The 16,191-nt window shown below is 57.8% G+C and carries 10 protein-coding genes; 6 read left to right on the top strand and 4 right to left on the bottom strand.

What is annotated here, in order from left to right; genetic code table 11:
* Positions 1 to 7: 7 nt before the first annotated feature.
* The gene (argS, locus tag ACL7TT_RS09040; protein ID WP_413394834.1) at positions 8 to 1,744 is read right to left on the bottom strand and encodes an arginine--tRNA ligase; all 1,737 of its coding nucleotides are present in this window, start codon (positions 1,742 to 1,744) and stop codon (positions 8 to 10) included.
* Between the two features lie 145 nt (positions 1,745 to 1,889).
* Here argS and sbcB point away from each other — a divergent pair, with 145 nt between their 5' ends.
* From sbcB to ACL7TT_RS09020, 4 genes are all read left to right on the top strand, one after another.
* A complete protein-coding gene (gene sbcB / locus ACL7TT_RS09035) occupies positions 1,890 to 3,341 on the top strand; it encodes an exodeoxyribonuclease I (protein WP_413394867.1) in 1,452 nt (483 codons plus the stop codon).
* Positions 3,342 to 3,453: 112 nt separating this feature from the next.
* Positions 3,454 to 4,476: an aspartate carbamoyltransferase gene (locus tag ACL7TT_RS09030; RefSeq protein ID WP_299948114.1), complete on the top strand. Its 1,023-nt coding sequence runs from the start codon at positions 3,454 to 3,456 to the stop codon at positions 4,474 to 4,476.
* Between the two features lie 169 nt (positions 4,477 to 4,645).
* The gene (locus ACL7TT_RS09025; RefSeq protein ID WP_413394833.1) at positions 4,646 to 6,076 is read left to right on the top strand and encodes an NfeD family protein; all 1,431 of its coding nucleotides are present in this window, start codon (positions 4,646 to 4,648) and stop codon (positions 6,074 to 6,076) included.
* 155 nt (positions 6,077 to 6,231) lie between these two features.
* A complete protein-coding gene (locus tag ACL7TT_RS09020) occupies positions 6,232 to 6,996 on the top strand; it encodes a slipin family protein (protein WP_299948110.1) in 765 nt (254 codons plus the stop codon).
* A 150-nt stretch (positions 6,997 to 7,146) separates the two neighbouring features.
* Here the strand turns inward: ACL7TT_RS09020 and pgi are convergent, their stop codons facing one another.
* The 3 genes from pgi to nhaC all read right to left on the bottom strand — a co-directional run bounded on the left by pgi (position 7,147) and on the right by nhaC (position 12,447).
* Positions 7,147 to 8,769, bottom strand: a complete 1,623-nt coding sequence (gene pgi, locus ACL7TT_RS09015; protein WP_413394832.1) for a glucose-6-phosphate isomerase — start codon at positions 8,767 to 8,769, stop codon at positions 7,147 to 7,149.
* Between the two features lie 1,144 nt (positions 8,770 to 9,913).
* Positions 9,914 to 10,960 carry a DUF3549 family protein gene (locus ACL7TT_RS09010; protein WP_413394831.1) on the bottom strand — a complete coding sequence of 349 codons (1,047 nt, stop codon included), beginning with the start codon at positions 10,958 to 10,960 and terminating at the stop codon, positions 9,914 to 9,916.
* A 20-nt stretch (positions 10,961 to 10,980) separates the two neighbouring features.
* Positions 10,981 to 12,447 (bottom strand): Na+/H+ antiporter NhaC, encoded by a 1,467-nt coding sequence (gene nhaC, locus ACL7TT_RS09005; RefSeq protein ID WP_299942932.1) that lies wholly within the window; start codon positions 12,445 to 12,447, stop codon positions 10,981 to 10,983.
* Positions 12,448 to 12,766: 319 nt separating this feature from the next.
* Between nhaC and ACL7TT_RS09000 the strand changes: the two genes are divergently transcribed.
* Together ACL7TT_RS09000 and dinG are read left to right on the top strand one after the other, a co-directional pair.
* Entirely contained in the window at positions 12,767 to 13,936 is a 1,170-nt protein-coding gene (locus ACL7TT_RS09000; protein ID WP_299942934.1) for a 1-acyl-sn-glycerol-3-phosphate acyltransferase, read from the top strand.
* Positions 13,937 to 14,012: 76 nt separating this feature from the next.
* Entirely contained in the window at positions 14,013 to 16,151 is a 2,139-nt protein-coding gene (gene dinG, locus ACL7TT_RS08995; RefSeq protein ID WP_413394830.1) for an ATP-dependent DNA helicase DinG, read from the top strand.
* Positions 16,152 to 16,191 lie beyond the last annotated feature (40 nt).

Raw genomic sequence — 16,191 nt, 5'->3', positions numbered from 1 at the left:
GATGCAACTACATCTGCTCCATCACTTCAATACCAAGCAGGTCAAGGCCGGTAGCGATGGTGCGGGCTACCAGTGCACATAACTGCAGGCGGCTTTGCCGGTGTTTTTCGCTCACGCCTTCTTTCAGCACCGGGCAGGCTTCGTAGAAGCGCATATAGGTACTGGCCAGCTCGTACAGGTAGGTACACAGCACGTGCGGGAAGGTGTCTTTGGCCACCTGGTCCAGCACTTCACCAAATTGATTCAGTTTGATGCCCAGGGCGCGCTCTTCTGGTGCTTCCAGCAGGATTTCGCCCTCTAGTTCGTCTGGCTCAATACCGGCTTTGCGGAAAATACTGCGCACGCGGGTATAAGCGTACTGTAGATAGGGAGCGGTGTTGCCCTCGAAGCTGAGCATGGATTCCCAGTTGAAGAGGTAGTCGTTGGTGCGGGTCTTGCTCAGGTCGGCGTATTTCACTGCGCCAATGCCCACCTTGCGGGCGATCTCGGCGCAGGTGCTTGTATCCAACTGTGGGTTTTTCTCGGCCACCAGCTTTTCCGCGCGCTTCACCGCCTCATCCAGCAAAGCTGCCAGTTTTACCGTACCGCCGGTGCGGGTTTTAAACGGCTTGCCGTCGCTGCCCATCATGGTGCCAAAGGCGCAGTGCTCCAGGGTAACGGATTCCGCCACAAAACCCGCTTTGCGCGAAGCGGTGAACGCCTGTTGCAAGTGCAGGGACTGGCGCGCATCCACCACGTAGAGCATGCGATCGGCCTTGAGCTGATTGGCGCGGTAGCGGATGGCGGCCAGGTCGGTGGTGGCGTACAGGTAACCACCACCTTTCTTCTGGATAATCATCGGGCTGGGATTGCCCTCTTTATCGGCCATCTCCTCCAGGAATACCACAATGGCGCCCTGATCTTTTACGGCGATGCCGGTATCCACCAGTTCTTTCACCAGTACCGGCAGATCGTCGTTGTACCGGCTTTCTGCGTAAACGTCTTTTTGCTTAAGGGTGACATTCAGCTTGCAGTAAATCTCTTCGCAGTGGGTGATGGAGATAGTGATAAACTGTTTCCACAGCTTTAGGCACTGCTCGTCGCTGCCTTGCAACTTCACTACATATTCGCGTGCGCGATCAGCAAAGCCTTCCTCGTCGTCAAAGCGCACCTTGGCTTCGCGGTAGAAAACTTCCAGGTCGGCCAGCGCCACTTCCGCATTGCTATCGGCCAGTTTGTCGGACAGATGCGCCAGCAACATGCCGAATTGGGTGCCCCAATCGCCCATATGGTTCTGTCGAATCACCTTATGGCCCTGGAATTCCAGTAGACGGGCCAGGGCATCGCCGATAATGGTGGTGCGCAGGTGGCCCACATGCATTTCTTTGGCCAGATTGGGGTGGGAGTAGTCGATGACCACGGTCTTCGGCGTTTCAACTGAAACAATATTCAGGCGCTTATCCCCTCTGGCAGTCAGCAACTGTTGGCTCAGCCACTGCTCGCTCAGGTGAATATTCATAAAGCCGGGACCGGCGATCTCCACCTTCTCAATCATCTCCCCCTTGTCCAGCTGCTCCAGAATCTTGCTGGCCAGCTCGCGCGGGTTGGTGCGCATACGCTTGGCGGCGGCCATAGCACCGTTGGCCTGGTAATCGCCAAATCCGGCTTTCTTCGCAGGTGCCACGACCGGACCACAGTCTGCGGGGATACCGGCGGCGCGCATGGCGGCCTGGAAATGATCGGAGAGGTGTTGGCGAATATTCATAGGGGGAGGCGCTGCCTTAATTTGGGGAAACGCCGAATTTTAATCGGCGCTGGCGGCTTTGCAACCAATGCTTGCGGGGTATGGGGGTTATCTATTGTCCAATTCTCGCCACAGGTGTCCAGATGCTGTGGCAGTGGATGGTATGATGCCGCCAAATGATGGAGGTAGCGTGAGTTCAAGCACCCTTTATTGGCACGATTACGAAACCTGGGGCACAGACCCAAGTGTGGACAAGCCGGCGCAGTTTGCTGGCATCAGGACCGACGAAGCACTGAATATTGTCGGTGAGCCGTTGATGCTGTACTGCCGCCCTGCGGTGGACTGCCTGCCGCAGCCCGCGGCCAGCCTGGTCACCGGTATCAGCCCCCAGAGCGCGCTGGCCAAAGGTGTGCCCGAAATAGAATTTATCCAGCAGGTTCTCGCCGAACTGGGCGCCCCCGGCACTTGCGGGGTGGGTTACAACAGCTTGCGTTTTGACGACGAAGTCACCCGCTACACGCTGTATCGCAATCTGCTCGATCCCTATGAGCGCGAGTGGCGCTCCGGCAACAATCGCTGGGATATTATCGATATGGTGCGCCTTACCTATGCCCTGCGCCCGGAGGGCATCCAATGGCCCAGCCGCGAAGACGGCGCGCCGTCTTTTCGCCTGCAGGAGCTGACAGTTGCCAATGGTATTGCACACGAGGGCGCCCACGATGCCCTGTCGGATGTCCACGCCACTATTGATTTGGCGCGGCTGGTGCGCAAACAGCAGCCCAAACTGTATGATTATGTCTTCCGCCTGCGCCGCAAGCAGGCGGTGAGCAAGGTGATTGATAGGCGCGAGCGCCGCCCGCTGCTGCATATCTCCGGCAAGGTCTCCGCCCGCCATGGCCACTTGACGTATGTTATGCCGCTGGCCAGTCATCCGGTGAATCGCAATGCCATTATCGCCGCCAACCTGGCCATGGACCCCGAGCCGCTGTTTAACCTGGACGCGGATGCGCTGCGGGAACGGCTCTACACCGCCCGCGACCAGCTCGGTGAGGGCGAGCTGCCGGTGGGACTCAAGCTGATTCACCTGAACAAGTGCCCGGTTGTGGCCCCGGCGAACATGCTCGGTGACAAGCGTGCCGCCGAGTTGGGCATTGACCGCTCCGTTTGTGAGGCCAACTGGCAGAAGCTGCGTAATGTCGATCTCACAGAAAAACTGCACAAGGTGTATCTCGATCGGGATTTTCCCCAGCGGGATGTCGAGGCGGCTCTCTACAGTGGTTTCCTCAGCGATGCCGACCGGGATCTGTGCCGCGAGCTGCACCGCGGTCTGGCCGAGCGCGGGCCGGCGGCACTGACCGGTGAGGTGTCCTTCAGCGACAAGCGCCTGCCGGAATTGTTGTTCCGCATGCGTGCGCGCAACTTCCCGGAAACCTTATCCGATCAGGAGCAGCAGCGCTGGCAGATATGGTGCTTCCAGCGCCTGACCGATCCCACCGCGGGGGCCTCCATTACGCTGGAGACCTACTTCCGCCAACTCAGCGAATTGCGTATGCAGCATCCGGAGCGGGCCGCCCTGATTGCTGAATTGGAGAATTGGGGCGATAACCTGTTGGCTTAAAGGGTTTGATTTCCGCCAGAGACTATTCCCGGGCTGGGCTCTGTGGCGGTGCCTGAGTAAAATCCCGTTCGCGACAATTTGGCGCCCACAAGGCGCAACCCTCGGAGTCATCATGGACTTTATCGGAGCCAATATTCTCTCCGTCAGCCAGTTCGAGCGTGCCGATATAGAGCGCGTGTTCGATGTGGCCGACGCCATGACCCCTTACGCCCGCCGCGAGAAAGTGACCCGGGTATTGGAGGGGGCAATCCTCGGCAATATGTTTATGGAGCCGAGCACCCGCACCCGGCTCAGCTTCGGCGCTGCCTTTAACCTGCTCGGCGGTACCGTGCGTGAAACCGTGGGCATTACCGCCAGTGCCATGGCCAAGGGGGAATCCCTGTACGATACGGCGCGGGTGCTGTCCGGTTATAGCGATGTGATCTGCATGCGCCATCCGCAAGCGGGCTCTGTGGCGGAGTTTGCCGCTGCGAGCCGCGTGCCGGTGGTCAACGGTGGCGACGGTGCCAATGAACACCCGACCCAGGCACTGCTGGATCTCTATACCATCCGCAAAGAGCTGGCTGCACAGACCCGCACCCTGGACGATTTCCGAATCGCCATGATCGGCGATCTCAAGCACGGCCGCACCGTGCACTCCCTGTGCAAGCTGTTGTGTCTGTTTGGCAAGGTGCGGGTGGTGCTGGTGTCGCCGCCGGAGCTGGCGATGCCGGAAGCGGTGGTGGAAAAATTGCATGCTGCAGGCCATCGGGTGACGGTGACAGACCAGTTGGAGACTTCCATTGCGGATGTGAATATCGTTTATTCCACCCGTATTCAGGAGGAGCGTTTCGCCTCTCAGGCAGAGGCCAACCTCTACCGCGGCCGCTTCCGCCTGAACCGGGAAATTTTCACCCGCTTCGCGCAGCCCAACACGGTCATTATGCACCCCCTGCCGCGGGATTCCCGCGCCGAGGCGAATGAGTTGGATACCGATCTGAACGAGCATCCGAGCCTGGCCATTTTTCGTCAGACGGATAACGGCCTGTTGGTGCGCATGGCGCTGTTTGCATTGCTTCTGGGGGTGGAGGGCAAGGTACACCAATACGCCCACGAAGTGCGCTGGCACAGCCGCCGCAACCCGGTATTGCCGTAACCGGATTTGTTTCCGGATTCTATCGTTTATTTCTGTTAATCTGATGACATGGGCTTAACTTAAACGGATTTTGGCCTCTGTTGTGGCAGGGGGGCAAAGCGCAGCCCTTCCGTGCCGGCGTTGCCTGTTGCGGCCGCGTCGCCTTCGCAATCGCATCAGGGAAAGCTGCATGTTGCATCAGATTTCGCCTGCGGTACTTTTGCGCAGTGTCGCCACCCTGACGCTGTGTCTGGCCCTATTGGCTGCGGGAAGTGCCGCTCAGGAAGAGCCTTTTCCCCATATTGCCCTTATGTCCATCGACGGCGCTATCGGCCCCGCCACCACCGATTACTTTACACGCGCGACGGAGGAAGCACAGGCGCGTGGCGCGCAACTTATTCTTGTGCATATCGATACGCCCGGCGGCCTGGATGCCGCATCCCGCGATATTATCCAGCATATCCTCTCCTCTCCAATCCCGGTCGCCATCTATGTGTACCCCTCCGGCGCGCGCGCCGCCAGCGCCGGTACCTATATTCTCTATGCCAGTCAAATCGCGGCGATGGCCCCGGCCACAACCCTGGGGGCTGCAACGCCGGTACAGATTGGTGGGCCTCCGGGAACACCCACTCCGGGGGGGAAACCCGGAGAGCCTGAAAAGCAACAGGAGAAAGAAAAGGAGCGGGATAGCGACAAAGACAGTGAAGGTGACAAGGGGGAGAAGCCGCTCGCCGGTACTGCCATGGAACGCAAGGTGATCAATGATTCCGTCGCCTTTATCCGGGGACTGGCGCAGCGCCACGGGCGCAACGCCGACTGGGCGGAGAAAGCGGTGCGCGAGGCGGCGACCCTGACTGCCCCTGAGGCACTGGAAATGCATGTGATCGATATTGTGGCCAAGAACGACCAGGATTTGTTGCAGCAGATTGCGGGGCGAACAGTACTGCTCGATGCCGGAGAGGAGACGATCTCCCCTGAAGTGGCCGAGCTGCCCATTGAAAACTACGAGCCGGACTGGCGCAACGAGTTGCTGGCGCTGATTACCAATCCACAGGTGGCCTATATCCTGCTGTTGATCGGCATCTATGGCCTGATTTTTGAGGGCTACAGTCCCGGTGCCTTTGTGCCGGGCATTGTCGGGGTCATCTGCTTGTTGTTGGCATTTTACGCCCTGCAGGTTTTGCCGGTGAACTACGCCGGCCTGGCATTGATTATTGTCGGGGCTCTGCTGATCGTGGCGGAGCTCTTTATGCCGAGTTTTGGCGCCCTGGGTATAGGTGGGGTTATTGCGTTGGTGATTGGTTCTGTCATGTTAATCGACACCGATGTACCGGGTATGCAGGTGTCCCGTAAGCTGATCGGTGCCATTGCCGGCGTGAGTGGACTCTTTCTGCTGACTTTTTTAATGGCGGTGCGCAGGAGTCTGCGCACACCGCGGGTTCCCGTGGATCAGGCATTGGTTGGGCGCACAGCCGTTGTCAGTGATGTGCTGCCATCGGAAATACTCGTGCATCTGGATGGAGAAATTTGGCGGGCAAAGAGTGAAGATACCCTGAAGCCGGGGCAGCAGGTGCGTGTTATCGCCCAACAGGGTTTACTGCTGACTGTGGAAGCGGGTTAGGAAATTTTTTGTCGTTAAAATCCGGAGGGTATGCCCTCCTACAAGATTGGCAATCGGATCGTTGGTGGGGCGCCGGTTTGATAGACGGTTGCACAGTTGCGGCCCCGTCCTTTTGTGTACAAAGAATTCGATGAGAAAGCATAGGGAGATATAAAATGGTCAGCTATTTTGTTGGGCTGCTGGCATTGGCAGTGGTACTGCTATTGATGTATGCCATTCGTATTTTGCGCGAGTATGAACGGGCAGTGGTGTTTTTTCTCGGTCGTTTCCAAACGGTCAAGGGGCCGGGTCTGATCATTATTATCCCCATTATCCAGACCATGGAGCGGGTGGATTTGCGCACTGTGGTCATGGATGTGCCCACCCAGGATGTGATCAGTCGCGATAACGTCTCGGTAAAAGTGAATGCGGTGGTTTACTATCGGGTGATCAACCCGCAGTCTGCCATCATCAATGTGGAGTACTATCACGAAGCGGTAAGCCAGCTGTCCCAGACAACCCTGCGCTCGGTGCTGGGTAAACACGAACTGGATGAAATGTTGTCCGAACGGGACAAGCTCAATGTGGATGTACAAAATATCCTGGATGAGCAGACAGATGCCTGGGGGGTCAAGGTCACCAATGTGGAGATCAAGCATATTGATCTCGATGAAAGCATGGTGCGCGCGATAGCTCAGCAGGCGGAGGCCGAGCGCGCGCGGCGGGCCAAGGTAATCCATGCGGAAGGGGAGGCCCAGGCCGCGCTGAAACTCACGGAAGCGGCCGATCAGCTGTCAAAGAATGCCAACGCGATTACCCTGCGCTATATGCAGACCATGATCGATATTGCCGGGGCGAACAACAGCTCCACACTGGTATTCCCGCTGCCTCTGGATCTGATTGAACCGCTTTTGAAACGCGGCAGAGAGCCCAGCAATTAGTGCGCTAAACAGGCAACTTTAACCCAGGGAGTCATTGGCCCCAAAGCCCCAGGCTAAAACGCAGTGGGCAGTTTAGGGCAGCAAAGGTTGGATCAAAAAAGCCGTATTCAGCATACGGCTTTTTTGTATCTTCCGAGCCGATAAAAGCGCTTACAACAGTTTTTCCAACAGGCTGCGGGTCGAACTGTCCCAGTCCTCCGGCACTGTGCAACTGGCGGCCCTGTGGATGTTTGAGCTCAGTTGTTTGCCCAGTTCCACCCCCCATTGATCAAAGGGATTGATACCCAGCAGGCAGCCGCCCACATAGACCTTGTGTTCGTAAAGCGCCAACAGGGCCCCCAGGTGGTGCGGGTCCAGCTTTTCCAGAATCAGGGTGTTGCTGGGGCGGTTGCCCGGAATCACCTTGTGGGGCGCAAGGGCGTGGGCCTCACGGTGGGTATAACCGGCATCCTCCAGTTCCTGACGGGCCTGGTGCAGGGATTTCCCCTGCAACAGGGCCTGGCTTTGGCTGATACAACAGGCCAGTAGCCAGCGGTGCTGTTCGTGCAATTTCGAGGTTGGTGTCTTGATGGCAATAAAATCTGCGGGGATCAGATCGGTACCCTGGTGCAGCAACTGGTGGAAGGAGTGCTGACCGTTACTGCCCTCTGTGCCCCAGATAACGCTCCCGCTGGGGTAGTCCAGAGCCTGCCCGTTTCTATCCACACTTTTACCCAGGCTTTCCATGTCCAGTTGCTGCAGCCAGGCGGGGAACCTGGCCAGTCGCTGTGCATAGGGAAGCACCACCTGGCTGCCAGTGTTCCAGCACTGGCGGTACCAGAACTGGATAAGTGCCATGATTACGGGCAGATTGCGTTTCAGTGGCGTGCTGGCAAAGTGCTGGTCCATTGCATGCGCGCCCTGCAGTAACTGCTCGAAGACCCCGTAACCGCAGGCCAAGACGATCGGCAGTCCGATCGCAGACCAGAGCGAATAGCGCCCGCCTACCCAGCTCCACATGGGAAAAATATTCTCGGGCGCGATGCCGAAATCCTGGGCTGCGACGACATTACTGCTCACTGCAACAAAGTGCTGGGCGAGTTGCCTTTCGGTGCAGCCAGCGGCCAGAACCCAGCGGCGCGCGGACAGGGCATTCTCGCGGGTTTCCAAGGTGGAGAAAGACTTTGAGGCCACAATAAACAGGGTTTCTTGTGGCTTCAGGTCCTTGAGGGTGTCGCCCAGGTCGGCACCGTCAATATTCGCCACAAAGTGTACCTGGATATGCGCTTTGTGCCAGGGGTGCAGCGCCTCCACTACCATGCGTGGGCCGAGATCGGAGCCGCCGATGCCGATATTGACAATATGGCGAATGGGCTTGCCGCTAAAACCCAGCCAGGTTTGCTGATGGATGCTCTCGGAGAACTGTTGCATCTGTATGCGGCAATCCTCCACGGCGTGCTCGTGTTCGGTTTGCGCTTGCCCCTGGAAACGCAGTGCGGTGTGCAGGGCCGGACGATGCTCGGTATTGTTGACAGTGGCTCCATTGAGCAGCGCGGCGATTTGATCGCTTAAATTCCGGCCTTCGGCGTAATCCAACAGGAGTTGCAGGGTATCCCCGCGCAGATGGTTTTTACTGTAGTCCAGGTAGATCCCGGCAGCTTCCAGGCTAAAGTGCGCAGCGCGCTGTGGGTCGGTGGAGAAAAGTTTGCGCAGGGACCACTTGTGTTGTTCAAAATGGGATCGCAACTGTCGAATGTCTGTGGCGCGACTTGGCGCCAGGGTTTCACTTGTCATGGCAATGGATGGTCAACTCTTTTGTCAGCAGTTTCTTATCGCGGGTATCAAGCCTGCAAAAACCTTAGGGGCTGTGTCTTAAAAAGGGGCAGCAATACTAACGCATTACCTGCGTCGGGACAGGGCCTGAGGGGCTAGAGTATATTACAGAAGAGGGTATCCGCGATTGTTGTTTTGAAATATTCACGCCACTGTGAGAAGTCGTTTGTATTTCAAAACCCATACCAGCCTGCGGTGACGCCCTGTATCGCATTAACCCGACAGCCTGTTTGCTTGCCGGGATAATAAGAGTGGTCTGATCAAAAGACAAATGCCGCTTGTGAAAGCGGCATTTGGCGGTGATTCATACTAAATAGTGCTTCAGGGGGCCGTGTACCAGAAGGCCCCGCTTTGACCAAACCCGTATTTAGTATGAATCACCACACTGGTTCTGCTTGAAAGTGATTTTACTTCACCACTTTCATGCAGCGTACTCTGTCTGAAGCCATCCAGCAGTCAGCATCTGCGGGGCAGGCCATTGAAAGAGGAATTTGTTCAGCGCCCGGTGGGCAGTAAGCTGGAGGTGCCGGTGGGCTACAGCAACCTGCCAGAACCAGTGCACTGATAATTCCGATTAAGTACTTGGCTGGAGTGAAATTCATCCCCTAACTCCTTTCCGTTGATGTTAGCCATTAGCATAGCCAATAAAACGTCATCTGTTAGTCAGCTTTGTAAAATGCTCTACAAAGATACCGTCTGATGAAGTGTAATAGGCGCAGGGTTTAAATAACTGCCAGGGGCAAAGTCTGGAAAAAAGCCGTGCCAGTTTATTGTGTTTTGGTGCTGAAAAAACCGGGTTTTTCTCTTTTTTTGTCGTCGAATTTTATTTTTCCCCAGTGATGACGGGATTTTTTTCTTTTGGTAAACTATTGGTAATTTTTGTCAATTTCAACTTGCCAGGAAAATTCAAAAGGCGTGTCGATTCGGTTGTGGGATTAATAACGGATTGGGCTCGAAGGGCCATTGAGCGGCGAGCGGATACTCGATAGAAGGTCATAGTATTGGTTTTGCCGGAGGTGTCGACAGCGTGCCAGGTGCAGTGTGCCCCTGGACGGCACGTGGATATGCGGGTTTGCGGCAGGGGCATAGAAAACCCTCGATCATTTTAAGGGAGGGTGGGTCCGTGCAGAAAACGGCCAAATGCCTGCGCCAGAATTTCAATTCGCCCCGGATCGCGCAATACCATCAGTAAAGATGCCCGCACCTGCGGAACAAACAGCAAGTCTGAAAGCAACCGGTTGAAGGCCCCCTGATCTTCCGTGTGTGCCAGTGCGTTTAACCAGAGTCTGGCCAACTCCGGGTTTTCCAGGTCTGTTGTACAGCAGCTGCCAAGGGTGGTAAGCAGCTGAACATTTTGAGCGGTGCTGGGGTATTGCAGCAGTTTCAATAGAAATGCGTGCCGCAATCCTTTTGCCGGCGAGTGGGAACAGGCGCGTACGGCGGCGCAAATCATGGCGACGTCCGGGGTGGTGTCGCTGTGCAGGATGGATTCAGCGCGGGCCTTGACGGTTTCCGCCAGTGGCTGATCAATCATTTCATTTTCAAGGCACGCACAGAGGTGGATAAATACCGGGGGCGCGATCCGGCTTATCTGGGGCAACAGCAACGCTTTTTCTGTCTTCCAGCGCACCGCCAAATCGGCAATCCCCTGTAGTGCCAGCGTGTCCCAGCGGTGGGTATCTGGTTTGCGGATGTAGTCGAGGACCGGCTCGTAGTGTGCGCTTGCCGGTCTTTTTAACAGCATCCCCGTGCGGGCGTGAAACGCTGCCCGGCGCTCCATGGAGGGGGTGTATAAGAGCCCGCTGTGTTTTAGCACCTGGTCCAACTGTTGCCCTGCTTCGCAACGCATGCCGCACTTTAGTCCTTGTGCCAGTGCGTGTAACAGATTGTCCCGCACCGCGAGTTGCAGCTTTCCCTGTTCATCCAGAGGGAAACGCAGAAACCAGACGACGGCTTCACCACCCTCTGCCGGTTGCAGTAACAGGCCGGTCCAGGCCTGGCGCAGGTAGGGGTAGGGCCAGCTTGTCTGTCCCGCCTCAAAAGCCTCGGCTACGGGGCCGGGCAATGCCTGCAGGCGCCGACCCAGGTCGAACCAGTGCAATTTGAAGCCGGCCCCTTCAATCAGGGCGGTGAGAGTACCCCCGGCTTTCACGGGTAATGACTGCGCATTGTTCAGGAGGCGCTGGCCGTGATGGAGATCGGCATCTGCTTGAAGTGCAGCCAGCCGTAGGCGATCGCCAGCAACGGGCAGATGATGTTAAAAAGGGCATAGGGCAGATAGTCGAGGGTAGCGATGCCCAGTGTGGCGGCCATATAAGCCCCACAGGTATTCCAGGGGATCAGCACTGAGGTGATGGTGCCGGAGTCCTCCAGGGTGCGCGACAGGTTCAGCCCGTGCAGCCCCTTCTCGGCAAAGGCGTCGCGGAACATGCGGCCGGGGATAATGATCGCCATATACTGGTCACCGGCAGCGGCATTCATACCAAAGCAGGTCAGCACGGTGGCGGTTACCAGACCGCCCAGGGTTTTTACGTGTGACAGCGTCCAGTTGATCAATACCTGCAGGAATCCGGCGCGTTCCATGGCGCCGCCAAAGGCCATAGCGGAAATGATCAGCCACACGGTATTGAGCATGCTGCTCATGCCGCCCTTGGACAGCAGGTCCGCCACGTTTTCGTTGCTGGAGGTGGATTTATAACCATCGAACAGGCTATACCAGACGCCTTTCAGGGAGGCCAGGGCACCTTCGCCGCCACCCAAACGGCGGGCACTTTCCGGCTCGAAAATCAACGCGATGGCGCAACCCACCAGGGCGCCGATTATCAACGTCGGGTAGGCGGGTACCTTGCGCCAGGCCATGGCCAGTAACAGCACCAGCGGCAACAGGCTGACGGGGGAAATATTGAATTCGGCCCCCAAAGCGGCCAGCAGTTGCTCGATATCAGTGGCGGAAGCGTTGCCAGCCCTGGCGGTCAAGCCGATAAAGGCGAACACCGCAAGGGCAATCACAAATGCCGGGATGGTGGTGGACATCATATGGCGGATATGCCGGAACAGGTCGTTGGAGGTAACCGCCGCGGCGACGTTGGTGGTGTCGGACAGCGGCGACATCTTGTCGCCGAAGTAGGCGCCGGAGATAACCGCTCCGGCGGTGACCTCGGGAGACAGGCCGAGCGCCCCGGCGATCCCCATCAAGGCAACCCCGAGGGTGCCGGCGGTGGTCCAGCTGGAGCCGATGCTGAGACCAACCACTGCGCAGATAATACAGCTGGCGGCGTAGAACCACTGGGGTGAGAGTATCTGCACACCGAAATAAATCATGGAGGGTACGGTGCCGGCAAGAATCCAGCTGCCGATCAGGGCACCCACGGCCAGTAGAATCAGGATTGCGCCGAATACCAGACCGATGCCGTGCAGCATGCCCCCTTCCATGTCACTCCAACTGTGACCGTTTTTCATGCCCATCAGGGCGACAACACCGGCGCACAGCAGCAGGGCGATCTGATTGGGTCCGTAGGAGGAGTCGGCGCCGTAAAAGTAAACGGAGAGGGACAAGAGGGAGATCAGGGCCCCCAGGGGGATCAATGCATCCAGCAGGCTGGGTGTGCGCGGCTCGGAATTGGGGCTGGCTTGAGACAAGGTGTACTCCTGCTTGACTGCGAGGCTGGTGCCGTAATCGTTATCGTTGTTTTCACCGTCGATGACGGTTGACCCCCCTATTTTTACGGCTTGGGGCGGTGAAGTCTACTTTGAATGGCATTGGGCGGAAGAGAACCCCCTTGGCCGGCCCATGAACCCGGGGAAATATCACACCGATCAGGCACCGGGTCAGTTGTGGCGCTAGCAGTTCGGCGATGCTTCCGGTATGTTCTGCGCCAACCTCTAATCCCGGCCATTCCTTGGCCGCAAGACATAATGAGCCAGGACCCCGTAGGCAGGTCGGGCAGGTAGTGATTTCATGAGAGCAAGTGAGTTAGACCCCGCTCAATTCGAGGATATGCGCCCCTATCGTGACGATGAAGTGCGTGCCGTACTGGACAGGTTGATCGCCGATCCGGATATGTCCCACACCGTTGCGCACTTTCTCGTCCCCAAACTGGCGCGACTGGAAGGCCCGCTGGCCTGGCTGGTGCGCCAGTTCCTGCGCTTTGAGTTCCGCAATGTTGACGATGTGCGCGGAGTGCAGGAAATCGTCGAGAAGTACATCGATAAAATCGTCAACCGCACCACTGCCGGCTTGAGTATTTCCGGGCTGGACAGGCTTCCCCGCGATCGCGCCTGTTTATTTGTGAGCAACCATCGGGATATCGCCATGGACCCCGCGTTTGCCATAGTGGCCATGTTCAAGGAGGGACACGAGACCTCCCGCATCGCGATCGGTGATAACCTGCTGACCAAGCAGTTTGCCTCTGACATTATGAAGCTCAATAAGAGCTTTACGGTACAGCGCAGCTCGGGCAGTCGTCGCCAAAAACTGGCGGCGGCGACCAAACTGTCCAACTACATCTATCACTCTATCGTGAACGACAACGAGCATGTGTGGATTGCGCAGCGCGCCGGGCGCGCCAAAGATGGATTGGACCGCACCAACCCGGCGCTCGTGGCCATGTTTGCCATGACCAAGGATCGGGACACGCCTTTCGCCGACTTCTGGAGAAAATTGCATATCGTGCCGCTGTCCATTTCCTATGAGTGGGACCCCTGTGATGGCCAGAAAGCTAAAGAGCTCTATATCACAGAGCATAAGGATGAGTACAAAAAGGCCAAAAATGAGGACCTGGCTTCTATTGCCAAAGGTGTTGTCGGCCACAAAGGGCATGTGCACACCGCCTTCGGCACCCCGATCGAAGGGGATTTCGACGATGTGAACAGCCTGGCCGAGGAGATCGATCGGCAGATCGTGGGCAATTACACCCTGCACCCCACCAACCTGATTGCCTACGAGCATATTTACGGTTCGGTATCGGGATTGCCAGTAGGCTATCCTCCCAGGCCCTGGGAACCGCAGGCGCATACAGGGATGCGGGAGGCGTTTGAGGCGCGAATGCAGAAGATCGACAAGCGCTGGCGCGACCAGGCGATTCAGGCCTATGCGAATCCGGTGGTTTCGCGCCTGGCATTTGAGTGATTGCTGGTGAGGTGGGGGTAGTTAGTGGATAATAGCGCCCCCTGCCCACTTACTTAGTGAATAGATACCATTCCCCGTGCTCAGCGATAAACACAAAAGCGCCATCCAAGAGGCCTACAGCCAGTTCCTGTCCGGCCGTGGGCACAAGGCCCGCTATGGGCAGAAGCTGATGGTGGCGGCCATTGCCCGCACGCTCGGCGGTATTATCCAAACTGCCAGTGGCGAACGGGACAGTGAAAAAACCGATGGCGAGCATATTTGTGTGGTGGAGGCCGGCACCGGCACCGGCAAGACGGTGTCCTACCTGCTTGCGGCTATCCCCCTGGCCCAGGCACAGGAGAAAACCCTGGTGGTCTCCACTGCGACGGTGGCGCTGCAGGAGCAGATTATTTACAAGGATCTGCCGGAGGTTGCACACCACAGCGGGCTCAATTTCGAATTTACCCTGGCCAAGGGGCGCGGTCGTTACCTGTGTCTGTCCAAGCTGGACCAGCTGCTCTCCAGTTTTTCCGCCAGTGGCACCGGCCTCTCCCTGGGACTTTACGATGATGAGTTGCCCCAAGTCGAAGAGGAGAGTGTTGCACTTTACCAGAAAATGACTGATGGCCTGGCGTCTGGCAGTTGGGATGGGGATTGCGACAACTGGCCGGATTCGATTAAAACCGAGGACTGGAGCCGGGTTACCACAGATCACCGCCAGTGCAGCGGCCGCCGCTGCCCCCATGTGACCAATTGCAGCTTTTTCCGCGCGCGGGAGAGCCTGGGCAAGACCCAGGTGATTGTCGCTAACCACGACCTGCTGCTGGCGGATCTGGCCCTCGGCGGCGGCGCGATACTGCCGCCGCCGGAAGAAGCGATTTACGTACTCGACGAGGCCCACCACCTGCCGGACAAGGCCCTCGATCACTTCTCCCACCACAGCCGCTTGGGTGCTTCCACGGGTTGGCTGGATCAGACCAACAAGGTGCTAGGGCAGATGCTCGGCGAAGTTGGCGATGGCGCCGAACTGGATCGCTGCGGCGAACAGTTGCCAGCAGCGCTCGCTTCCGCCAAGCAGGGCCTGGAGTTGATGTGGCCTCTGGTCGAGGAGTTGTGTGTGTTCGAAGACATGCGCGGCAACCCTATTCGGCATCGCTTCAAGGGGGGCGTGGTGCCCGATGCCATGATGCAACTGGCGGAAAAGTTGCGCGAGGACTTCGATGAGTTGGAGAGCCTGCTCAACAAGATGTTGCAGGTTGTCCAGCGTATGCTGGAAGATCCCCACTCGCCGGTGCCGGTCGTGGATTTGGAGCGCTGGTACCCACAACTGGGCAGCTGGCATGGGCGCGCTGAGGTCAACCTGTTGCTATGGGCCAACTACGCGCGCGCCGATGCCGATGGCACCCTGCCGCAGGCGCGCTGGATAAGCCCGGTGGATTGGGGTGGCTCGACAGATTTTGAAGTGTGCAGCTCGCCGATTCTGGCTGCAAAGGCCCTTGAGCAGAGTCTGTGGCAGCGCTGTTATGGGGCGGTGCTCACCTCGGCCACACTCACTGCCTTGGGTAAATTTGATCGGTTGCGCCTGCGCGCCGGCACCCCTGAGAAGGCCAGTTATCAGGTGGTGCCGAGCCCCTTCGATTTCTCCCGCGCCAGTTTGCGGGTGCCCGCCAGCGCGGTAGATGCGGGCAATGCGGACCAGCATACCGATGCGGTGATTGAGGGACTTCCGGCGCTGCTCAAGGGTTCCGGTGGTTCACTGGTGCTGTTTTCCTCCCGCCGGCAAATGGAAACCGTTCGCGAATCGCTACCGGGTACCTGGCGCAACCGCATTCTGATGCAGGGGCAGAAGTCCCGCCAGCAGCTGCTGGTGACCCACCGCGAGATCATCGACGGCGGCGGCAGCAGTGTGCTGTTCGGCCTTGCCAGTTTTGCCGAGGGCCTCGATCTCCCGGGGGATTACTGCCGCCATGTGATTATTGCCAAGCTCCCCTTTGCCGTGCCCGATGATCCGATAGAGGCGGCTCTGGCAGAGTGGATCGAAGCCAAAGGGGGCAATGCATTTATGCAGATCACGGTGCCGGATGCGGCCCTGAAACTGGTCCAGGCTTGCGGCCGCCTGCTGCGTGCCGAGGGGGACAGCGGTACCGTGACACTGCTGGACCGGCGAATAGTGACCAGGCGCTACGGCCAGGCGATTCTCGATTCACTGCCACCGTTTACCCGCAGCATTGAATAACATGCAATTGCCCGCTATTGCCGGTACATTGTCACCCGGT

This window comes from Microbulbifer jejuensis (assembly GCF_047289955.1).
In the GTDB taxonomy this organism is placed as follows: domain Bacteria; phylum Pseudomonadota; class Gammaproteobacteria; order Pseudomonadales; family Cellvibrionaceae; genus Microbulbifer.
The sequence above is the reverse complement of the archived record's forward strand: the minus strand, read 5'-3'. Positions and strand labels throughout refer to the sequence as shown.